The organism is Pseudomonas sp. Irchel 3A5, assembly GCF_900187575.1.
Classification (GTDB): Bacteria; Pseudomonadota; Gammaproteobacteria; order Pseudomonadales; family Pseudomonadaceae; genus Aquipseudomonas; species Aquipseudomonas folii.
Map to the genome: position 1 here is coordinate 319,911 of NZ_FYDU01000004.1, position 21,594 is coordinate 341,504.

16 protein-coding genes are annotated in these 21,594 nt (G+C 57.0%); 9 read left to right on the forward strand and 7 right to left on the reverse strand.

The genetic code is table 11. The features are described 5' to 3' along the window. Positions 1-130: 130 nt before the first annotated feature. From tpx to CKW31_RS08575, 4 genes are all read right to left on the reverse strand, one after another. Positions 131-631, reverse strand: a complete 501-nt coding sequence (gene tpx / locus CKW31_RS08560; RefSeq protein WP_095093918.1) for a thiol peroxidase — start codon at positions 629-631, stop codon at positions 131-133. A 141-nt stretch (positions 632-772) separates the two neighbouring features. Then, entirely contained in the window at positions 773-4,462 is a 3,690-nt protein-coding gene (locus CKW31_RS08565) for a translocation/assembly module TamB domain-containing protein (RefSeq protein ID WP_095093919.1), read from the reverse strand. Further along, positions 4,459-6,192 carry an autotransporter assembly complex family protein gene (locus CKW31_RS08570; RefSeq protein ID WP_095093920.1) on the reverse strand — a complete coding sequence of 578 codons (1,734 nt, stop codon included), beginning with the start codon at positions 6,190-6,192 and terminating at the stop codon, positions 4,459-4,461. Before CKW31_RS08570 ends, CKW31_RS08565 begins: the two co-directional genes overlap by 4 nt. A gap of 66 nt (positions 6,193-6,258) precedes the next feature. Further along, positions 6,259-6,909 carry an N-acetyltransferase gene (locus tag CKW31_RS08575; RefSeq protein WP_095093921.1) on the reverse strand — a complete coding sequence of 217 codons (651 nt, stop codon included), beginning with the start codon at positions 6,907-6,909 and terminating at the stop codon, positions 6,259-6,261. 303 nt (positions 6,910-7,212) lie between these two features. Here CKW31_RS08575 and xthA point away from each other — a divergent pair, with 303 nt between their 5' ends. The 3 genes from xthA to CKW31_RS08590 all read left to right on the forward strand — a co-directional run bounded on the left by xthA (position 7,213) and on the right by CKW31_RS08590 (position 10,044). Next, on the forward strand, positions 7,213-8,025 hold the full coding sequence (gene xthA, locus CKW31_RS08580) for an exodeoxyribonuclease III (protein WP_095093922.1): 813 nt from the start codon (positions 7,213-7,215) through the stop codon (positions 8,023-8,025). Between the two features lie 192 nt (positions 8,026-8,217). Further along, positions 8,218-9,555, forward strand: a complete 1,338-nt coding sequence (locus CKW31_RS08585; protein ID WP_095093923.1) for a substrate-binding domain-containing protein — start codon at positions 8,218-8,220, stop codon at positions 9,553-9,555. 312 nt (positions 9,556-9,867) lie between these two features. Continuing rightward, a complete protein-coding gene (locus tag CKW31_RS08590) occupies positions 9,868-10,044 on the forward strand; it encodes a DUF2970 domain-containing protein (RefSeq protein ID WP_095094018.1) in 177 nt (58 codons plus the stop codon). Here the strand turns inward: CKW31_RS08590 and CKW31_RS08595 are convergent. After that, positions 9,997-11,139, reverse strand: a complete 1,143-nt coding sequence (locus tag CKW31_RS08595; RefSeq protein ID WP_095093924.1) for an ABC transporter substrate-binding protein — start codon at positions 11,137-11,139, stop codon at positions 9,997-9,999. The two genes, CKW31_RS08590 and CKW31_RS08595, sit on opposite strands and share 48 nt — an antisense overlap. A 109-nt stretch (positions 11,140-11,248) precedes the next feature. Between CKW31_RS08595 and CKW31_RS29800 the strand changes: the two genes are divergently transcribed. The 3 genes from CKW31_RS29800 (at position 11,249) to CKW31_RS08605 (ending at position 13,773) form a co-directional block, all read left to right on the forward strand. Then, positions 11,249-11,407, forward strand: a complete 159-nt coding sequence (locus CKW31_RS29800) for a hypothetical protein (RefSeq protein WP_176469813.1) — start codon at positions 11,249-11,251, stop codon at positions 11,405-11,407. Between the two features lie 229 nt (positions 11,408-11,636). Continuing rightward, positions 11,637-13,295, forward strand: a complete 1,659-nt coding sequence (locus tag CKW31_RS08600) for a nitrite/sulfite reductase (RefSeq protein ID WP_095093925.1) — start codon at positions 11,637-11,639, stop codon at positions 13,293-13,295. Then, positions 13,279-13,773 (forward strand): DUF934 domain-containing protein, encoded by a 495-nt coding sequence (locus CKW31_RS08605; protein WP_095093926.1) that lies wholly within the window; start codon positions 13,279-13,281, stop codon positions 13,771-13,773. The genes CKW31_RS08600 and CKW31_RS08605 overlap by 17 nt, the downstream gene beginning before the upstream one ends. 308 nt (positions 13,774-14,081) lie before the next feature. Here CKW31_RS08605 and CKW31_RS08610 read toward each other — a convergent pair whose 3' ends face one another. Both CKW31_RS08610 and sohB read right to left on the reverse strand, forming a co-directional pair. Next, positions 14,082-17,699: an NEL-type E3 ubiquitin ligase domain-containing protein gene (locus CKW31_RS08610; RefSeq protein WP_095093927.1), complete on the reverse strand. Its 3,618-nt coding sequence runs from the start codon at positions 17,697-17,699 to the stop codon at positions 14,082-14,084. Positions 17,700-17,856: 157 nt separating this feature from the next. Further along, on the reverse strand, positions 17,857-18,879 hold the full coding sequence (gene sohB / locus CKW31_RS08615) for a protease SohB (protein ID WP_095093928.1): 1,023 nt from the start codon (positions 18,877-18,879) through the stop codon (positions 17,857-17,859). Between the two features lie 192 nt (positions 18,880-19,071). Here sohB and CKW31_RS08620 point away from each other — a divergent pair, with 192 nt between their 5' ends. The 3 genes from CKW31_RS08620 (at position 19,072) to CKW31_RS08630 (ending at position 21,571) form a co-directional block, all read left to right on the forward strand. Beyond that, entirely contained in the window at positions 19,072-19,779 is a 708-nt protein-coding gene (locus CKW31_RS08620; protein ID WP_095093929.1) for a histidine phosphatase family protein, read from the forward strand. 43 nt (positions 19,780-19,822) lie between these two features. Continuing rightward, positions 19,823-20,137 (forward strand): SCP2 sterol-binding domain-containing protein, encoded by a 315-nt coding sequence (locus tag CKW31_RS08625; RefSeq protein ID WP_027899113.1) that lies wholly within the window; start codon positions 19,823-19,825, stop codon positions 20,135-20,137. A gap of 366 nt (positions 20,138-20,503) precedes the next feature. After that, positions 20,504-21,571 (forward strand): phosphotransferase family protein, encoded by a 1,068-nt coding sequence (locus CKW31_RS08630; RefSeq protein ID WP_095093930.1) that lies wholly within the window; start codon positions 20,504-20,506, stop codon positions 21,569-21,571. Positions 21,572-21,594: the final 23 nt, after the last annotated feature.

A 21,594-nucleotide genomic window follows, 5' to 3' on the forward strand; every position in this document is an offset into this window, starting at 1 on the left:
AATAAGCACAGATGCGTGACAAGCAAAGCGGCTTTACCGGCAATTTACCTTGTCCTTACTTTTGTTAAACAGCTGAAGCGTAAACGAAAACGGCCTGAACATGTTCAGGCCGTCCAGGTATTGCCAAGTGTTACTTCAGTACGGCCAATGCGGCGTCGTAGTCAGGTTCCTGACCGATTTCCGGAACCAGTTCGCTGTGGAGCACTTTATCGTTTTCATCCAGCACAACGACAGCACGAGTGGTCAGACCGACCATCGGCCCATCAGCGATGGCAACACCATAGTTTTCCATGAACTCACCGCCACGCAGGGTGGAGAGGTTTTTCACGTTTTCCAGACCCTCGGCACCGCAAAAGCGCGCTTGGGCAAACGGCAGATCAGCAGAAATGCACAGCACCACGGTGTTGGTCAGGTCATTGGCCTGGGCGTTGAACTTGCGTACGGAAGTCGCGCAGGTCGGCGTGTCGACGCTTGGGAAGATGTTCAGCACTTTGCGCTTGCCGGCAAAGTCAGCCAGGGTCACGTCAGCCAGATCACCGCCTACCAGCGAAAAGGCCGGGGCCGCAGCACCGACTTTCGGCAGTTCGCCATTGATTTGGACAGGATTGCCTCTGCGAGTCACTTGAGCCATGAACTGAGTCCTTTTTCCACGGGTTGATTAGACGGAGAAGTTAACCATGAAAGTGTTGATCGACCTAGAGTGTAGATGGATGAAGTGTGGGGGCTTTCATTTACCCATGTCAGTTTTCAAGTCCAGCAGGTGCGGACGCCTTCAAAAATCCCGTTTATAGAAAATATCCAGCGAACTGGCCAGACCGCTTGCAGCTTCCAGGTAGACCTTTTTGCTCAACATGTAGCGCAAGGCAATGGTGTTGGCAGGTTCGAATACCCCGACCCCGTAACGCAAGCTGAGCTTGTCGGTGATTTTGCCGCTGGCGACCACGTTGGTTTTTTCCCCGGAGCCGGAGGTATCCAGCTCGAAATCCCGAATACCCAGGTCTTTGGCCAGCTTGCCGGTGGTCGATTCGCTGCCAGCCAGCCCTAGTGCCAAGGCAGCCTGGGCCATCATGTTGCTGTCTTCACCGGTGTTGTTCAACGGCCTTCCCAGCACCAGATAGGACAATGCCTGCTCCTGACTCATGGCGGGTTCGGAGAACACTGTCGTGGTCGGTTGCTCGGCACTGCCCGATAACCGGATGCCCGCAACAACCTCGTCTGTCTGCCGAATCGCTTCGACATCCAGATACGGCTGATCGATTGGCCCGGCAAACAACAGCCGCGCCTTGCGAATCGTCAACCGCTGGCCATAGGCACGGTATCGGCCATTGTTCAGGTTAAGTTCGCCTCGGGTGTCCAGGTTGTCTCCGATGTGCACCCGGCCTGCGAGGTCAGCCGTCAACCCAAAGCCGGTGAAGCTCAGTTTTTCCTGTCCCACCTGAACATCTATATCCATGGCCATCGCCAACGGCGGCTCGCCCTCCTCCGTTTGCTGCCCAACAATCACTGTGTCGCCTGACAACTTGACCGTGGAAGGCGGTAGCTCACGAACGGTTATCGTCCCTTGGGGAATCAACACTTTGCCAGAGATACCCAAGCGACCGCCCTGCATCGAGATTTTCAAATCCGGCGCGGCTTCGAGTCTGGCGTAGGGTTCAACCGTGATTGGCAGACGGGAGCCCTTGAGGCTCAAATCGACCAACAGCGCCTGACTCCAGCCAATCTGCCCGGCTAGACGTCCCTCTCCGGTATCGCCACTTTTCCAGTGACCGTCGAGCTGAACGTTTTCTCCGGCGATCTGCGCCTGAATCTGCACATCCTGCAGGCTTATCGGCAGCTCAGGCCCGGAGACTTCGCCACCGCTGAGGACGACGCTGCCGTTCACTTGCGGGGCCAGAAGCCCGCCAGACAAACGTCCGCTGCCGTTCAATCGCCCATTGAGCTTCTGCACCATGGGCACGAATGGGCGGGCAATGGACAGGTCAAGCCCGCTCAGGTTGAAGTCGCCGCTCAAGGTCTTGTTCTGCGCCAATGGATCAATGCGGGCATTTACCTGCAAAGCCCCAAGTTTTCCGCCACGGAAATCCAGACGACTGTCGATCAGTTTCGGGGTCAGTTTGCTGGTCAGAACCAGACTCTCGTAAGGGAAGTCCAGCCACTGATCCTTCTCCTTGACACGCAAGGTTCCGCCGTTGGCGTTCACCGTAATTTGTCCGTTAGGGCCTGCAGCTGGCACATCGAGCTGCACGTCACCGTTCAGCGAACCTTTCCAGGCAAAGTCTTTCGGAAGCCACTGGGCCAGACTGTCGAGAGGAAAATTCTTCAAGTGATAACGCAGACGCGGTTCGGGCATGAGACGCTGATCTTCACCACACAGACTGGCCATGCCAGAAAGCCAGCAATGCGCACCAAAGTTCACCTTGCCGTCAGCCAGGCGCTCCAGCTTGGCCGGTTGCTGCAATTGCCAGCGTTGCCCACCTGTCTGCACATCGCCGCTGGAAAGTCGCCCGCGCCAGTTGCCCTTGTCGAGGTTGCCATCCAGACCCAGCGCCAGCTTGAGCAACGGTCCCTGCAAGTCGAGCTTCATCTGCTGGCGTTTGATATCACCCTGAGCATCCACGACCAGCGTACCCAACTGCTTGTCGCCTGCCTGAATACCGCTGCCTTTGATATCGACATTGGCGCGCTGGGCATTGTCGAGTCTGGCATTTACGTTCAGCGCTTTCAGTTGATTGCCTTCAAAAGCCAATTGAGAGCCCTGCATGCCCAGTTGGCCTTGGGGCGCTTTCAACGTTCCGGCCACATCAAGACGGCCTTTGACCTGCCCTTGCAGCCCCGGCCATAGCTGCCCCAGCCGAGGCAGGTTGATATCCAGTTGAGCCAGCAGACGCTGCTGCAGGCTGCCATTGCCCTGAATGCGGTTATCCCCGAGACGCACTTCAAGCGCGCCGACATTCCACTTGTCACCCGCGCCATCGGCTTTGACCTGCAAAACCGCAGGCTGACCACGCAGACGGCCCTTCAGGTCCAGATCCGCGTTCAGGCTCAACTGTTCATTTCTGAGCTGCCCTTTACTGCGCAGCGGTCCGGCCAAAGTCCCTGGCATCTGCGCGACCCAATAAGCAGGGTCAATCGCGCTCAGGTCCAGCGCGGTATCCCAGCCGATGCCATCGGCAAATTGCAGGTTGAGATGCCCCGTGGCCTTACCTTGCCCCGCGACCATTTCCAACTGCGGCAGGAAGACCTGGGTCAAATCACCACTGAAAGGACTTACGAGGCTGAATGCACCTGCCGGACCGTCCAGATTGGCACTGAAATTCCCCAGATATTTACCGTCGGTGTAAGAGACTTCCCCGACGAACTTGCGCAGCGCTACCTGCGGCTCTTCGATCAGCGGATACAAACGATGCCAGGGGAAATCACGCCAATCGAGCTTCGCATCGGCACGGAACTCATGCTCCCAGCTCAACGCACCGTTGAGACTCAGGCGCTGATCTGCGCTGGCATTCAAGTCAAGGGCCTCGATCACTGCCCCCTTGGCGTCAACGCGCCCCTTGAGTGCCAGAGCAACAGGGCCTTGCTCGGCGGGAAGGCTGGCCGAGCCCTGTAGCTGATAACCCTTCTGAAGATCACCCTTCGCATCCAGCAGCAACTGATTGAGTTGCAGGGTGTCCGGCAGCGAGTCCGCCGCTTTGAACGGGTCGGCACTGATCCTTAACTGTGCAGGCAGATTGTCCGCGAGAGGTTGCAATTCGCCGTCCAGCAAACCCTGCAGATAGCCACTGCTGATGCCCTTGAGCTGCAGGGTTTTGAGAAGGTCGCCCTGTATATCCAGATTGAGTGCCCAGGCGCGACCATCGATGTCCGGCAGTTTTACCAGTCCGGTGGCGGACAGGGGCCAATCCCCAGAAGGCTGAAGCAGCCCAGCCAGGTCCAGCACCAGATCATCTCGACGCGCATGCACGTTATCCAGACGCAAGCCTTCGGCGGTCCAGTGCGCCGCCATTTTCAGGTCAGCGACCTGTTCGCTGCCATCCAGCAACAGACTGCCGATACGTACATCACCCAGACGAATTGCCAGAGGCAGTTTCAGATCAGGTAACTGCAAAGGTTCATTTTGCGCTGCGTCACTACCGGGGGCCAGTTGAAGACGAATCTGATCAGCATTCAGCCGATCGATACACAGGGTCATCTTCAGCAAGCACCCAGGGGACCAGTCCAGCAGCGGCTTGTCGATTTCGACGCGGGTGGCGCCTTGTTGCCACAGCAAGTGATCAGCCTGCCATTGCCCGCCCAGATGACCGTTGAAGTTTTGCAGTTGTAAACCCGGCACACGTGCCAGCGCCCATCGGCTCCCGGTTTCACTACCCAGCAGCCCCCACAGACTGACAAACACCAGCAGGACAATAGCGACCAGTACCAACCCCAGAGCTTTCAGCGAACGTTGCCAGTTGAACGGCTTCATAGCTCAGGCCCCATGGAAAAGTGCAGCCGAACGCCGCCGTCATCGTCCAGTGCGTGGGCCAGATCCAGGCGCAACGGGCCGACCGGTGAAACCCAGCGCACACCAATGCCCACGCCGGTCTTGAGGCTCGGCAATTCCAAGGTATCGAAAGAGTTGCCCTGATCGACGAAGGTCGCGACTCGCCATTTCTCGGCGATGGAGTATTGGTACTCAACACTACCCGCCACCATATAGCGACCGCCGATACGGTCACCGTCGGAGTTTTCCGGTGAAAGTGTCTGATAGTCATAACCGCGAACGCTTTGATCACCACCCGCGAAGAAGCGCAGAGACGGCGGTATCGATTTATAGCCATTGGTGGCATTGCCGCCAAACTGCACGCGGGCAAGGAAGCGGTGATTATCCCAAAGCGTGGTCAGGCCCTTGAGCAACACGTTGCCATGCAGAAGGTTCGAATCGGACATCAGCCCTTCCTTGGCGACTTGAGCATCGAACTGCAGGCGATAGCCGTTGTGCGGATCAATTCGGTTGTCGCTGCGCAGATAGGAATAGCTGACGCCCGGCATCAGCAGCGTACTGAGCCCCGAATCGTCACCCAGTCGATACTCCTCGCGCTGCCACTTCAATGAAACCACTCGCTCCCAGCCGCTGGGTAATTTGCTGTGCCATTCCGGGCCGACCGTGAGCAGCTTGCTCAAAGTGTCGGTCCCGGCGATCTCTTCGTACTGATAGCCGCCTGCAAAGCGCAGCTTGTCAGTCAGCGGTGGGTCCAGCGGAATGTCGTACCAAAGCCCGACGTTCTGACGCGGTGCCGATAATTCACTTTCGATGCCATAGCTATGGCCTTGGGGGTTGACCCAATGCCGGGTCCAGTTGGCCTTGCCCCGCGGCCCTACGTCGGTGGAATAACCCAGCCCGAGGCCCATGGTTCGAGGTTTGCGTGTTTCAAGCTGAACAGTGACCGGAATCTCCTGCCCCACCGCCGCGGTCGGTGCTGCATCTACACGCACGCCCTCGAAATAACCGCTGGTTTGCATCGCCTGATTCAGTTCGGCAATCAGTTCGGAGTCGTAAGGGGTGTTTTCCTTGAACGGCACCATCCGCCGTAACAAGTCGTCGTCAAAAGGCGCGTCACCACTGAAGCTGACTTTGCCCAGCGAATAGCGCGGACCGCTGTCGTAAACCAGATCGATGTCGGCGATACCTGCCGCAGGGTCTATCGAAAGACGCTGCTGGACAAAACGCCCGGAGAAGAAACCGTAGCGAGACGCCTGATTCAGGATCAGGCGCTTGGCGTCTTCATAATGACCATGATTCAGCACGGCACCACTTTTCAGCGCATCACCGTCGGGAACCCGAAATGCCTTCAGTGACGCGGCCTCGCCCTCAATGCGTATGGTGACATTGCGCAGATGAATGGGCTCACCCGGCTGAACCGAGATAACCAGCTGTGGCTGGTTATCTCGGCCAGTCTTCACTTCACTGGCGATCTTCGCCTGGTAATAGCCCAACGCCTGCGCTGCCCGCTGCGCCTGCTCTTCGGCGCCCATACTGAAATGCTGCAGGCTGTCGGCATCACGCACGCCGGGACTGCCCACATAGCCTTCAATGTTGGCTTTGAGCGCGGAATTGGCAGGTGTGACCCTCACATCCAGCTGCGCTTCGGCGAACGCCGCAACGCTGGATACACCAAGAATCAAACCGCTGGTAAACATTGCAAGAAACTTCATGGCGCGAATGCTAACACGAGCAGCGGCTATCACTGGAACACGCCAAGCAGTTGAAATTTCATGGGTTTACGCCATTGCTTGCAGCGAAACCTGCGGATTTGGGTGGAAAAACACATGCTCACGGATTGGTCCTACAGCAACTTCTCCGATTTCCTCGTAACCCTGTCGTTTATAGAACTCAAGATACCGGGCATTTCCCGTGTCGAGGACGATGCCCTGAGAGTTTTCATCTTCGGCGCACCAGTTATGAACCGCCTGCAGCAGTTGCTCGCCAAGAGGTTCACTTTGAAATTCTGGATGAATTCCGAGCAGAGGTAATACATGCACCGACTCTGAAGGCAGGCACGCCAGGACTGCGTTGTAGTATTCGAGGTAACGGCGCGTGCAGTTGAAGCCGGCGCTGAGCACCATGCGCAGGCGCCACGCCCAGCTTTCGGTAATGCCCAAGCGTCGCTGCGGAGGTGCGATAAGCGCTGCACCGACCAGTCGGTCGTCAATGAAGAGACCAATGGCAGGCAGTTGCTGAAGAAAGTGTTGTTTGACCAGTGCCCGGATTGTGGCACGCACGCGCTGGTCAAAGCCGCTGCGTTCAGCATTGAACAGGTAGGCGAAACTCGGTTCGTGGCGATAGGCGAGGTAGAGCAGCGAGCGGGTTTCCCTCGAGTAACCGCTGTCGAGCTGACGCACTTCAGCCACGATGGCAGACGATTCTGGCATGGAACAACCTCTCATTAACGGCGCAGCTCGAACGGCAGCGCTCCATTGCTACAAAGGTTCGAGTCATGGCTCGCAGCCACAGTTCCAATATCCTTTGGGGATGCCTCTTTCGGCTTAGGTGGGCGTGCGTTTTTATTGCTTGATTCTTGTGTACATATCCGTTTCTGCGGTGAGGGCTGATATGTACACCCAATGACCCAAAGACGTGTGTAGAACTCCACGCTGAGTTCCCACCTCCCACTGGAGATGAAACGCCATGTCAGCTAGCATCGCTTTTTTTGTATCTGCCAGGACTGCCTGCCCATGAAAATCGTTTCATTCAATATCAACGGGCTTCGCGCCCGCCCTCATCAGTTGGCAGCACTGATCGAAAAACACCAGCCCGACGTCATTGGTCTGCAGGAAACAAAAGTCTCGGACGAGCAATTTCCTCAGGCCGATATCGAAGCGCTGGGCTATCACGTGCACTTTCATGGCCAGAAAGGCCACTACGGCGTTGCCCTGCTCTCTCGCAAAATGCCACTGGCGATGCACAAAGGCTTCGAGACAGATGATGAGGAATCGCAAAAACGCTTCATCTGGGGCACGTTTGCTGACGATAACGGACAACCCATTACCATCATGAACGGCTACTTCCCACAGGGAGAAAGCCGTGATCATCCGACCAAGTTTCCCGCCAAGCAGCGTTTCTACAACGACCTTCAGGCGCTGCTGGAAACCCGCTTCAGCAACGATCAGCCGCTGATTGTCATGGGCGACGTGAACATCTCTCCGGAAGACAGCGACATCGGCATTGGTCCGGACAACGCCAAGCGTTGGCTGAAAACCGGTAAATGCAGCTTTCTGCCCGAAGAACGGGAGTGGATGGCGCGCTTGAAGAACTGGGGGCTGGTCGACAGCTTTCGGCACCTGCATCCGGAAGTCATCGACCAATTCAGCTGGTTCGACTACCGCAGCCGCGGTTTCGAGGATCAACCCAAGCGTGGTCTGCGCATCGATCTGATCATGGCCTCCAATGGGTTGCAGCCTCGCATCAAGGCAGGCGGAGTGGATTATGAACTGCGCGGCATGGAGAAGCCCTCGGATCATGCGCCGATCTGGCTTGAGTTGAGTTAAATCTGAATCGTGGGACCGGCTTTAGCCGGGAAGACTGTCTGTCAGATGCCGCACATGCAGCGGATATACCGGCGTCTTCCCGGCTAAAGCCGGTCCCACGTCTCAATGCCCCTGCATGAACCCAACTGTCATCTTCCCGTAACCAATCCGACTTAATCTCCCGACTCTTTCCTTATATTCAAGGTGCCGCACATGCTGCGCGCTGTGTCTTTGCTGGCCGCCCTCGCCTTGCTGGCGTTTGACGCGACAGCCAGTCCCCCCTCATCCACCCGCAACGATCCGGTACTGCGCATTCATGGCTCCAACACCATCGACGCGCAATTGGGCCCGGCACTGGTTGAAGGACTCATGCGCAAACAAGGCCTGCATGACGTGCGTACCGAAGCTGGCCCTGCGGTCAACGAACTGCGGGTCGTCGGTACAACCTCTGACGGCAAACAGCTCAAGGTCGAGATCGCTGCTCATGGCTCCGGCACTGGATTCAGCGCACTCAAGGCCGGGAAAGCGGACATCGCCGCGTCATCACGCCCCATCAAGGAAAAGGAAATCCAGGACCTGGCAGGGGTCGCCAACCTGAAAAGCCCGGGCTCCGAGCAAGTCATCGCCATCGATGGCGTCGCAGTCATCCTGCACCCCGGCAATCCCATACGGGAATTGACCACAGAGCAATTGGCCCGTGTGTTCGCCGGGGAAATCCGTAATTGGCAGGAATTGGGTGGCAAGGATGGGGAAATCCATCTTTATGTTCGCGACGAACAATCAGGCACCTTCGAGACTTTCAAGGAGTTGGTCCTGCTCAAGTACAGCAAGGCACTCGCCGCCTTTGCGAAGCGCTTTGAGTCCAGCGAGCAACTCTCCGATGAAGTCAGCCAGGATCGTAACGGTATCGGCTTCATAGGGCTGCCCTATGTCCGTCACGCAAAAGCAGTCGCAATAGCTGATGGCGAGTCGCGACCGATGTTGCCGACGGTGAGCCTGATTGCCACCGAGGATTACCCGTTATCGCGGCGTCTTTACCTTTATCTGCCGGTCGAAGGTCATCAGCCCTGGGCTGCCGCACTGGTGGAATTTGCCCAGAGTGCGGAGGGTCAGGCAGTCGTCGCGCAGAACGGCTTCGTGGCGCAGACGGTACAGACCATCAAGGTTCAGGCCACGGCGCAGATGCCAGGTGAATACCAGAGGCTGACGCGAGAAGCGGAGCGCTTGTCAGTCAATTTCCGGTTTGCCCAAGGCAGCGCCAGGCTGGATAACAAGGCCTTGCTGGACGTGCAACGGGTCGCGGATTACCTGAAACAGCATGACAAGCTCGATCAGCGTGTAACCCTGGTCGGATTCGGCGATGCCAAAAGCGATCCCCAGCGCGCGCAGTTGCTCTCCCGGTTGCGCGCCATGGCGGTTCGACGGGAATTGATGAAAAGCAATATCACCCTGCGGGAAGTGGTCGGTTTCGGTGACGAAATGCCCGTGGCAGCCAATGATCTTGATGACGGGCGTATCAAGAACCGGCGGGTTGAAGTCTGGGTGGATTGATGGGGGGCCCGTAACTGACCGGTTCTCTATGGAACATTTATTTCCGCCTGCAAGCTTGATCGCGTGCTTTTGACCTTGCAGGACCGGCTTTAGACGGGAGGGCAGTATGACTGGCGAAGGCGATTCAGCGAATGCCCGAACGCCCTCCTGGCTAAAGCCGGTCCTACGCAGGCATACGGGGCGTCCCTGAAGACTCCAGCTCGGCTATCCTCCCGCATATAAGAAAAAGCAGGAAAAGGAGGCACCGTGAACCCGCCATCCGAAGATGAGCCCCAAGAACCTCAAGACGCCAAGCCACCGACGTTCTGGCAAATGCTGCACAGCGTGCTGACCGCTGCTTTTGGTGTGCAAGGCGGTAGAAATCGGGAGCGGGACTTTGCTCACGGAAAACCGATGCATTTTGCAATCATCGGGCTGGCATTCACCCTGGTCCTTACAGGGCTATTGTTCGGCGTTGTGCAACTGACCTTGTACTTCGCTTTGGGCTGAAGACGCTGGCGAGTGAGGGGCATCGCTCGACAGAAATGAATAGCCTGTTCCGGCAGGTTTGCCCTCCAGGCTCAAGGCCCGGAAATCAACGCCGTAATCATCCCGCTGGCTGTCGATACGGATCTGTTTCAGATCACTGATACGCACTTCTTTCATGACTCGGGCCAGGCGAGCACCGACGCGCTTGCGAGTGGCCGGATCACTGGCGTCGTAATCGTGCAACAGGACGATGGCCAGTCCACCCAGCATGAAGTGCCCACCGGCCAATGCGCTGATACGCCCATCCCGAAGAGCGTCCAGAGACTGCGGCGACCAGTTGATTGAGCTGAACAACACGCTTTTGCCCGGCTCGCGGCCGGTTGCGCGCGCGGCATCCATAGCGCCGAATGCCATCTGATCATTTGCAGACCAGACCAGACTGATATGCGGGTACCGCTTGAACAGCATCAACGCTTGCTCATAAGCCCGGTCGCGTCGCCATCCGCCCAGGACGATCTGCCTCAGGCGGATTTCAGGGTGCTCGGCCAGCGCACGGTGCAAGCCCTGCTCGCGTTTCAAGGAAACCGGCGTGGTGTTGGTGCCCGCGAATGCGAGCATTTCTACCGGTTCGACTGCCCCCGTCGACGGATGCAAGCCGATCAGGCGCTTGGCAGTCAGATAACCGCCCTCCTCGTCGTCACCGACCAGGCTGCCGATAAAGTTTGGATAGCGTTGCGGCAGGTCGCCGAGAATACGTAACTGGTCGGCGGTCAAGGTGTTGTTCACAGCGAAAAGCTTTACGTCGCTGCCTTGGGACAAGCGAAGAATTTCAGGGGCGATATTGAGTTCATTCGAGAACAGCAGATAATCGGGGCGATTTGCGCCCTGCAAAGCGTCCCGCGCCAATTCAACCAGTTTTCGGGTGTCCCGGTTGCTGTAGCGCACCGTAAGACTCATGTCGAGCCGGGTTGCCGCAGCCTGCATGAAGCGCGCGTAAGTTGACCAATAGCCGTCCGATGACGGTCCGGGGCTCAGAAATACCACTGATGCGGCGCTGGCTGAGTTCAGCCAGCACCCTAAAGCAACGGCGAGCACGCGGCAGTAAAATCGGGTCATACCAACAAGCCTTGATTAGTAGTCAAAGATCAATTTGAAGACCTTTGATTAGCTATCGGCCGCGGACCCGATTGTCTGCACCGTTAATTGGCGCTCATGGCGTTTATTGATGGCTGACCCAGAATATTGCTGCGCCCACGACGAGGATAATAATGAAGAAGATAGCCCAGGCGTCGACATGGCTATCTTTCCTGGACACTTTCGGGTGATTGCTCATACACATTGCCTCTTGTCTGTTTTATTAGTGGCAGCACGGATCAAACAATGAGTCTTCGGTCATTTCAGTTCAGACTCAACCCTAGTAAAGCCGAGGGATGCCCTTACCACAAGCAGGGTTAAGCGCGTCGGACCGGATGCTTATCACCTTTAGCTATTTGCATATATGTAAACGCCACTTTTGCGCATATCCGCAAACTGGTATCTTCCCCCGGCTCCGTAGGGAGTGCGCGGCCGTGCGCGCAGATTTGCTGTGGTAATTGCCTGAGAACAGGACCTATATGTACGTATACGACGAGTACGACCAGCGGATCATCGAGGACCGCGTAAAGCAGTTCCGTGATCAGACCAGACGCTACCTCGCGGGAGAACTCAGCGAAGAAGAGTTTCGCCCGCTGCGCCTGCAGAATGGCCTCTATATCCAGCGTTTTGCGCCAATGCTGCGCGTGGCTGTGCCTTACGGCCAGCTGACGTCACGCCAGGCACGGATGATGGCAAAAATCGCTCGCGATTATGACAAGGGCTACGCGCACATCAGCACACGGCAGAACGTTCAGTTCAACTGGCCCGCGCTGGAAGATATCCCGGACATCCTGGCTGAGCTGGCGACGGTGCAAATGCACGCCATTCAGACCAGCGGCAACTGCCTGCGCAATGTCACCACCGATCAGTTCGCCGGCGTAGCGGCTGACGAGTTGGTTGACCCGCGTCCATGGTGCGAAATTGTCCGTCAGTGGACTACGTTCCATCCGGAATTTGCCTATCTGCCGCGTAAATTCAAGATCGCGATCAACGGTTCAACCAGTGACCGCGCCGCCATCGAAGTTCACGATATTGGCCTAGAGCCGATTCGTAACGATGCGGGCGAGCTTGGCTTCCGTGTTCTGGTTGGCGGTGGTCTTGGCCGTACACCAGTTGTTGGCGCCTTTATCAACGAATTCCTCCCGTGGCAGGACCTGTTGAGCTATCTCGACGCGATTCTGCGGGTTTATAACCGCTATGGCCGTCGTGACAACAAGTACAAGGCGCGGATCAAGATTCTGGTCAAAGCACTGACTCCAGAGGTCTTCGCCGAAAAAGTTGAAGCCGAGATGGCTCACCTTCGTGGCGGCCAGACCACATTGACCGAGGCGGAAGTGCAGCGTGTTTCCAGGCATTTCGTCGATCCGGAATACAAAGCGCTGGCAGATTTCAGCGCAGAACTGGCGAAACTGGATCAGGATCATCCCGGCTTTGCCCGCTGGCGTACGCGCAACACCCTGGCCCACAAGAAGCCGGGCTATGTTGCCGTTACCCTGTCGCTCAAGCCTACCGGTGTTGCACCGGGCGACCTGACTGACAAGCAACTCGATGGTGTCGCCGATCTGGCCGATCGTTACAGCTTTGGCCAACTGCGTACCTCTCACGAGCAGAATATTATTCTTGCCGACGTCGAGCAGGCTCAACTGTTCACGCTGTGGCAGGAATTGCGCGAGCAAGGCTTCGCCACCCCTAACGTGGGATTGCTGACCGACATCATCTGCTGCCCTGGCGGCGATTTCTGCTCGCTGGCCAATGCCAAGTCGATCCCGATTGCAGAATCCATCCAGCGCCGTTTTGACGATCTGGATTACCTGTTCGACATCGGCGAGCTGGACCTGAACATTTCCGGTTGCATGAACGCATGCGGTCACCACCATGTCGGCCATATCGGCATTCTGGGCGTGGACAAGAAAGGCGAAGAGTTCTACCAGGTCTCCCTGGGTGGCAGCGCAAGTCGTGACGCCAGCCTGGGCAAGATCCTCGGCCCTTCCTTCGCCCAGGACGCCATGCCGGACGTGATCGAAAAGCTGATCGACGTTTACGTTGAAAAACGTAACGAAGACGAGCGTTTTATCGACACATACCAGCGTATCGGCATCGACCCTTTCAAGGAGCGCGTCTATGCAGCGACTCATTAAGAACAACGAAGTCATCGATGAAACCTGGCACTTGCTGCCCAAGGAAACGTCGTTTGATGAGTTGTCCAACTGCGACGACCTGATCGTTCCTCTCTCGCTATGGCGCGAGCACGGTCATGCCCTGGCTGCCCGTGACGGCGGCTTGGGTGTCTGGCTGGACAGCGATGAAGAAGCTGAAGAAATCGGTGCAGATGTCGACAAATTCCAGGTCATTGCCCTTAATTTTCCCGCCTTCACCGACGGCCGCAGTTACTCCAACGCTCGCCTGCTGCGGGATCGTTATGGCTACAAGGGTGAGTTGCGCGCCATCGGCGACGTACTGCGTGATCAACTGTTCTACCTGCATCGCTGCGGCTTCGATGCATTCGCGATCCGCGCTGACAAAGACCCCTACGAAGCCCTCGAAGGCTTGAAGGACTTTTCGGTGACCTATCAGGCCGCAACTGACGAGCCGCTGCCGTTGTTCCGCAGACGTTAAGTCGTTCGGTGTCAGAGAAAGCCCAGGTCTGGATCTCCAGCCTGGGCTTTTTAAATACAGCTGATTAATGGGGGTCTGTAGTGCCTGCCATGTCCGACACGACGATCTGTAGGAGCGCACGAGCACCGCGAGGCCGCGATGGCGGTGTCTCAGGCAGGACGCCATCGCAGCCTCGCGGTGCTCGTCAGCTCCTACAGAAAAGCATTCCAGGTCAGGTGATCGCATTTTGTTTGGGAAAGATGCCTTTTTGACGACACCAATTCAGCGACTGTATGGGCCCCTTCCCGGCTAAAGACAGTCCCGCGTCGTCACACTTCATTGGCTGCAAGACCTCCTCCCACCAACTCCGCCTGGGTCAATTGTGTCATCAGCTCCTCTTCATCTCGCTGCCGCTGTTTCATAATCGCGTCCGCCTCACCTTTGTAAGCCGCGTCCGACATGGGGCGTTCGCTTTGTAGATCATCGAGGGCCTCCATACGCAATGCAGTGGCCCGCTGGCAGGCCACAAACTCATCGGCGTATTGGCGTTTCAGATGGTCGATCCAGAAATCACGCTTTACCGCAAAGGCGGTTAGTTCTTCGGGCGTTTCACGGCTCAATACCGTTCGCTCAGCCCGGTTCAGCGCAGCATCAGTAACGTCTGCAGAGCTGGAGAACTGCATCGTGCGCGAGTTGATCGGTAACTCCAGGCGACTGGCAAGACCGACCCGATAAGCCAACTGCACTTCAACATCCTCGGTGAAGCCGACACGTGCGGCGGCGTCCAGGCGCGCGAGACTATCGACTTCCTCAAGACGAAACAAACCACCTAACAGCTTCAGCAATTGCGGCCCCTCTCTCCCGGCAGTTGCCAATGAACGGGCCTGACTGACAAGCACCTCAAGCTCCATGTTGCTGAAAATCACGGCTGCACCATCGACGCAGGTTTCGGGGAACGCCGCCATCGCGATCAACCTTGAGCGCAAAAGCTCATCCCTGGCACCTGCCTCCAGAAGATCCCAGACCCTTTGCGTGACGGCGGCACGACTCAAACTGAAATCTGCAGAGCCCTGCAAGCGCGAAATAATTTCGAAGAAGTCAGCCGCATGCATCTCGCTCCAGAACAAGTCCCATACGGCTCGACGATGAACGCGCTCCAGTGCCGGTGTCTGGGCTAGCCAGAACTCTACGTTGTCGGCCTGTTCGGTAAACACCAAGGGTCCGCCGATAGCGCCAATGCGTACGCGAGTGCCCAGCGAGAGCGGATTGCCGTCCAGCAACGTATGCCGAACAGTACCCGGCATCTCGAAAAAAGCATCGGGCAGCGTGGTAATACGGTTGCTGCGCAGATCCAGCGCGATCAGGTTGGGCGTTTCGAAGACTCCGGCTGGCGCCTCCAGCAACCCGGTCCCGCGTAAGAACAGGTTCAGTAACTGCGGCATTTCGCTGACATCCAGCAACGGCCCGACGGGGTTTCGTTCAAGATTGAGCAGCCTCAGATCAGGCAAGCGCCTGAGTGTCTGCATCATGTCAGCGGTGACTACAATGCGGTTGTTGGCCAGGGTCAGGCGAGTCAGATGTCGCAGATGGCGAATACCTGCGGGTATCACCGACAGGAAGTTGTTTTCGGCGTTCAGCCAGTACAGACCGGGGCATTTACTGACGAGGGCGCTCACCGATTGTTGCGACATATAGGTCCGCGAAATATTAATGGCCGTGACATGGCTGAAGTCGCCGGGCAGGTAAGGTAAATCGCCAATCACCAGACCCGACAGGTCCAGCACAAAGCCGTTGAGATGGCGGGCAGCAGCCCCCGTCACGGGTGTTTGTCGCTGCCAGCAGCGCTTGATGATTTCAGCCGCATTGCGCCTGGACAAACTGGACACCGGTATCGAATGGGTTTCAGTCACTGGTCGCCAACCCATCGGGCCGTTGACCCAACGCTCCAGGCTGCGATCCAGCGCCTGAAAGTCCATCGACAGTCGCGCAAGCTGTATCTCTATTGAAGTGCCGCTGGCGCGTAGACCGGCAATAAACTCAGCGGTCTGCTGCGAGCTGAATCCGGGGTAAAGCGCCTTGACCTGTTGATTCAATGAAGCCTTGGCCGTGTCCGAACGGGTGACGGGCATTGCGCTGTTTTCCATCCCACCCCTGAGGCCACCGAGATCAATGTCCCACTGATCGGTGTCCAGCTGCTTGATGAAGGGGCCAACCCTACCCGTTCCGTCCGGAGCGGTGATACGCCACTGACGTGCATATTCCTCCCAGCAAACTTCGTAGGCCTTGTCATGAATCGCCACGAAGTAATGCCCATCCGCATGATGGATATCCAGCATGCCGTTGGGCCCGTGGACAGTGGGCTCACCAAGTAATGACGCGGGCGACGCCTCGAATGCTTTTAATGACTGACGCAGACCGGAGCTGAGCGAACGCAGATTGGGTGGCGCCATTTCAAAGCGCAGACGCGGCCCCCTGCCAGGCTCAGCGCCCTGCCCGACCACCGACTCGGGCTCATCGACAACGGCAAGCGGCTCAATGGTTGATGTTGCATCAGACAAGCTGGCAGCGACGTTGACCAAGCTTTCCGCAGCCAATGGAAGCGCGTTGAAGACGCCAAATTCGATGCGTTGCGCTGCTCGCTTGCGTTCCTCAAAAGTTTTGCCTTGATGCACCTGAACCGCTCCAACGCCGATCAGCGTGGTGGAAAGTCCGATAATGAACGGCACAGCCTCAGGCACCATCAGCGCGATCAACCCTGTAAACACCAGACTGCGAGTCAGGCCTTCGGCCAATCCCTCCAGGTGCGCGTCGCTGCGAGTATGGATAACCGACCTGGCGTCAGCCCTCAAGCGCGCTTGCAGACTGTCACGCAGGGCATCAAAGGGATCACCGACAATTTCTTTGCCCGCGTGAACATATTGGTGCGGCGGCCAGCTACCGGTGGCTCTGTTGAGCCAGTGTGGATAGGCCGCGACGCCTTCCAGAGCGGTGTACAAACCACTCAGGAACAATCCGTCGCTGTCGTCTCGCTCTTGAAAATGCGCGGCCAGGGCCAGTCGCCTGGCGGGCTCGCGGCACTGGCTCGCCAGCCAATACGAGAGTTTGCTTTCATTTTCAAAGCCCTGCAGGGGCGACGAATTTCCGGGGATATAAAGCAGCGTCCGCTGATTGCGTTTGTTCTTGATCAGCAGGATATCCGTGGCGGTATAGCGATGAACTTTCAGCGGTGAAACGACGATATGACTCGCAACCCGAAACGGCTCGGCCAGTTTGGCCGGTGTGAGCGCTTCCCAACGCTGTGCTCCCGTCAGGCCCACGGACTCAAGGGCCAGTTGCCGGTCAGCCTCGCTTAATGTTTTTTCACGCACCTGCAGGAAAGCGGCTTTGATAAAGGCTGCTTTGGCCAGCACCGGAAAATACTGCGCACTGCCCGCGAGCAACTGCTCGATGTAATGACTGTACAGGGTGCGCAGGTCCGTATTTTTGACGAACTGTCTGAACTGGTCAGGACTGATGCTGACGTGAGTTGAGGCGTCGTAGCGCTGTGGCGTGGATCGTTTGTAAAGCCCTTCATAAGTGCGCACCGTGAAATTCGGCAGCAGATTCTCGACGCGTTTCAAGGCAATGCCGTGAGGTCTCCAGGCCTGAACGACATCGAGAAACCCGAACAAGGCTGAAGGACGCTGCACATGACCCAGCAGCGCCTCAGTCAGCGTCAGCGACTTCTGCACTACAGCTGGAAAGGGAGCAGTAGCTGGCGGCGAGTTGAAACGAAGTGTTGTCAGGCAAATGGCGTCCGGATCGATGTCCATCGCCCAGTATTGAGTGGCGTGTGCTTTGATCTGCGCTCGGGCAAAACTCGCCGGGCCTTTGATGACAGCCCCGTGGTGGCGGGCAAAAGTGTCCAGAGCAGGATTGCTGGCAGGGTAATCGACAGGTGTCGGCATTTCGGGCAATTTCCTTATTGCAAAGAGATTGCCAGTCTTATGGATATCGCGACCTTGAACGACCTGTATAAATACCGCGCGCTGATTTATTCGAGACAATAATTTATTCGAGACAATAAAAAGCACCACCTGCAATTGCAGGCGGCGCTTTACGAATTTACCAGAAGCGTTGTTGAGTCAGGCGACTCCACCAGCCGAGCAGCAAGCGGTCCACTGATCCCGTTGCGGCCATGCCCATGCGTTCCTGCAGGCTTTTACGCTGCACGTAATGCAGGTGGAACACCTCAGCGCTTTTGGCGCGGTCACCGATGTATTCGTCGCTGGTCTTGAGCTCGTCCACCAGTTGCTTGTCGAGTGCTGCAACGCCCAGCCACAACTCGCCAGTGGCCACTTCATCAATGGCGAGTTGCGGACGGTAGTTGGCGACAAAGTTCTTGAACAGGTCGTGGGTGATGTCCAGGTCCTGCTGAAACTTCTCACGGCCCTTTTCAGTGTTTTCGCCAAAAACCGTCAGCGTGCGCTTGTACTCACCAGCGGTCAGCACTTCGAAGTCGATGTCGTGCTTTTTGAGGAGACGATTGACATTGGGCAACTGTGCGACAACGCCAATCGACCCCAGAATGGCGAAGGGTGCGCTGATGATCTTGTCCCCGATGCACGCCATCATGTAACCACCGCTGGCCGCCACCTTGTCGATACAAATGGTCAGCGGAATACCTGCCTGACGAATTCGGGCAAGTTGCGAAGAAGCCAGACCATAGCTGTGGACCATGCCGCCGCCACTTTCCAGGCGCAGTACGACTTCGTCTTTGTCCGTTGCCAGGGTCAACAGTGCGGTGATTTCGTGACGCAGGCTTTCAGTAGCAGACGCCTTGATATCGCCATCGAAGTCCAGCACGTAGACGCGGGACTTGGGTTCGGCCTGCTTCTTGTCTTTCTTGAGACTTTTGGCCTGCTCTTTGCGCAGGGCCTTGAGGCGATCCTTGTCCAGCAGGGACTGCTCAAGACGCTCACGCAAAGCCTTGTAGAAATCGTTGAGCTTGGTGACTTGCAACTGCCCCGCTGACCGACGGCGGCCTTTGCCGCGCATGGAGGCAATGGCCACCAGCACAATGACGATAGCGACAACCAGGGTGACCGTTTTGGCCAGGAAGCTGGCGTAATCGGCTAAAAACTCCACAGAGACTCCTCACTTGGATTGCGCCCTTACCATTCAAGGGGCGCGGATGGATCAAGCATACCGGTGCGACCTGACGGCGACCAGTCGCCAATCGTTTCATAATGGCCATTCAAACAAGCGTATGTTTTTTCATTGACACGCCTTCGGCATCCTCATAACCTCGCAAACACTTCAACGTACCGGGAAACGGACGTGGGCAGCATCTATCTGATACGACATGGCCAGGCATCCTTTGGTGCCGACGATTACGACGTGCTGTCGCCGATCGGCATTCGTCAGTCAGAAGTGCTCGGTGCACACCTTTCACGGACTGGCTCAGGCTTTGATCGCTGTATCACGGGCAGCTTGCGTCGACAACAGCACACGGCCGAACTGACCCTGGGTCAACTTGATGCTGCCGGGCTGAAAACCCCGACACTGGAAATCGATGCGGCTTTCAATGAGTTCGACGCTGAAGCCGTCATCCGCGCCCTGCTGCCCACGCTTGAAGACGAACCCGAAGCGCTGCATGTGATGCGTCATGCCGCCCAACACCGTGCAGAGTTTCAACGCCTGTTTTCAATGATTGTCTCGCGCTGGCTCAATGGCAGTCACGACAACGAAGGCTTACAGAGCTGGCAGGCATTTGTTGCCCAGGTTCAGGCCGGGTTGCATCGAATCCTGGAGCGCGCTGAAAGCGGCGAGCGCATTGCCGTGTTTACCTCAGGCGGCACCATTACCGCCCTGCTCCATCTGATTACCCAAATGCCGGCCGAGCAGGCTTTCCAGCTCAACTGGCACATCGTCAACACCTCGTTCAACCACCTCAAGTTCCGTGGTCACGAGGTTGCTCTGGCAGGCTTCAACAATTATGCGCACTTGCAACTGACGAATACGCCGGAACTCATCACCTACCGATGATCCAGGCAAACCTTGCAGAACAACCACTAGAAAGGACCGAACCATGACCTCCGTAGCCGACGCCGTTCAAGCCATGAAAGCCAAGTTCAACCCAAGTGCCGCTGCTGGCCTGGACCTGGTTTTCGGCTTTCGTATTGATGAAGACAAACACTTCTCGCTGATCGTCAAAGACAGCACCTGCGAGCTGCAGGAAGGCGAAAATCCTGACGCGCAAGTGACGCTGGTGATGGACGGCGAAACCCTTGAAGGCATCGTCAGCGGCGAGACCGACGGCATGCAGGCGTTCATGGGCGGCAAGCTGCGCGCTGAAGGCGACATGATGCTGGCGATGAAGCTAAGCGAATTGTTCCCGGCCTGATTGCAACGCCGTGGACATGAAAACCGAGGCCTGGGTGCTTCGGTTTTTTTTGGCTGTTTTTTTTCTGGTTTCCTATAAAAAATACGCCTGACTGATTTTAATGATTTTCTGTAGGGGCACACGAGCAACCGCGAGGCAGCGATAGCGTCCGTTCGATACACCGCTATCGCGGCCTCGCGGTGCTCGTGCGCTCCTACAGGTCACCCGTTTGCTATGCCACAGCGTGCGGTCATGGCTACAGTAACCGGGCCATCAAAACCGATGATCAACCGGCAACACGGCGGCCAATAAGACAGTTTGAACATTGTTAGCTACATTCAATTAGTCAATGATCTATGCGCACCATAATAAGCAGAAGGGATAAGCATGGCGCTAACTGACCAGTCCACAGATATCCGTGCAGGCGAAGAGCTGGATGCCGCGCTCATAGACCCGTACCTCAAAGCGCAGATTCCCGGCCTTGAAGGGACACCGCACATCAGCCAGTTCCCCGGTGGTGCATCGAACCTGACGTATCTGGTGCAGTACCCTGATCAGGAGTTTGTACTGCGACGCCCGCCCTTCGGCCAGAAAGCCCGGTCGGCCCATGACATGGGCCGCGAATTCCGCATCATCAATCAGCTCAAGGATGCGTTTCCATACTGCCCGAAAGCTTATCTGCACTGCGTGGATGGGTCAGTGATCGGTTCCGAGTTTTATGTCATGGAACGGATCAAGGGCATCATCCTGCGTTCAGACTTGCCAGCCGATCTCAGCCTCGATACCGACCAGACCAAAACCCTGTGCAAGAGCTTTGTCGACCGCCTGGTTGAATTGCACCGCGTGGATTATCAAGCCTGCGGCCTGGGCGATCTGGGCAAACCCGAGGGTTACGTGGAGCGCCAGATTCGCGGCTGGACAGATCGCTATGACAACGCCCGTACCCCGGATGCGCCCGACTGGACGCCGGTCAAGGCATGGCTCACGGACAAAATGCCTGCGGACCACCCTGTCCCCGCCATCGTCCACAACGACTATCGCTTTGATAACGTCCTGCTGGACCCCGCCAACCCGATGCAGATCATTGGCGTGCTGGACTGGGAGATGACCACCCTTGGCGATCCACTGATGGACTTGGGAAACACCCTGGCTTACTGGATACAGGCAGATGACCCTGCTCCGGTGCAACTGATGCGCCGACAGCCCAGCCATGCGCCGGGGATGCTCACCCGTCAGCAATTCGTTGACTATTACGCCGAACGTTCCGGCATCCGCATCGATAACTTCGATTTCTATTACACCTACGGCCTGTTTCGCCTGGCCGGAATCGTGCAGCAGATCTATTACCGCTTTTTCCACGGCCAGACACAGGACAAGCGCTTTGCGCAGTTCATTCAGATGAACAAGCTGCTTGAGCACATGAGCCTGCAGGTGATTGGCAAATCTACCCTCTGACTGCAACCCGACACTGCGACCCG

Bases quoted from the DNA above. Each gene is read 5' to 3' on its own strand.
- tpx (WP_095093918.1), bottom strand. From the start codon at position 631: ATGGCTCAAGTGACTCGCAGAGGCAATCCTGTCCAAATCAATGGCGAA.
- CKW31_RS08565 (WP_095093919.1), bottom strand. From the start codon at position 4,462: ATGAAGCCGTTCAACTGGCAACGTTCGCTGAAAGCTCTGGGGTTGGTA.
- CKW31_RS08570 (WP_095093920.1), bottom strand. From the start codon at position 6,192: ATGAAGTTTCTTGCAATGTTTACCAGCGGTTTGATTCTTGGTGTATCC.
- CKW31_RS08575 (WP_095093921.1), bottom strand. From the start codon at position 6,909: ATGCCAGAATCGTCTGCCATCGTGGCTGAAGTGCGTCAGCTCGACAGC.
- xthA (WP_095093922.1), top strand. From the start codon at position 7,213: ATGAAAATCGTTTCATTCAATATCAACGGGCTTCGCGCCCGCCCTCAT.
- CKW31_RS08585 (WP_095093923.1), top strand. From the start codon at position 8,218: ATGCTGCGCGCTGTGTCTTTGCTGGCCGCCCTCGCCTTGCTGGCGTTT.
- CKW31_RS08590 (WP_095094018.1), top strand. From the start codon at position 9,868: ATGCTGCACAGCGTGCTGACCGCTGCTTTTGGTGTGCAAGGCGGTAGA.
- CKW31_RS08595 (WP_095093924.1), bottom strand. From the start codon at position 11,139: ATGACCCGATTTTACTGCCGCGTGCTCGCCGTTGCTTTAGGGTGCTGG.
- CKW31_RS29800 (WP_176469813.1), top strand. From the start codon at position 11,249: ATGGCTGACCCAGAATATTGCTGCGCCCACGACGAGGATAATAATGAA.
- CKW31_RS08600 (WP_095093925.1), top strand. From the start codon at position 11,637: ATGTACGTATACGACGAGTACGACCAGCGGATCATCGAGGACCGCGTA.
- CKW31_RS08605 (WP_095093926.1), top strand. From the start codon at position 13,279: ATGCAGCGACTCATTAAGAACAACGAAGTCATCGATGAAACCTGGCAC.
- CKW31_RS08610 (WP_095093927.1), bottom strand. From the start codon at position 17,699: ATGCCGACACCTGTCGATTACCCTGCCAGCAATCCTGCTCTGGACACT.
- CKW31_RS08625 (WP_027899113.1), top strand. From the start codon at position 19,823: ATGACCTCCGTAGCCGACGCCGTTCAAGCCATGAAAGCCAAGTTCAAC.
- CKW31_RS08630 (WP_095093930.1), top strand. From the start codon at position 20,504: ATGGCGCTAACTGACCAGTCCACAGATATCCGTGCAGGCGAAGAGCTG.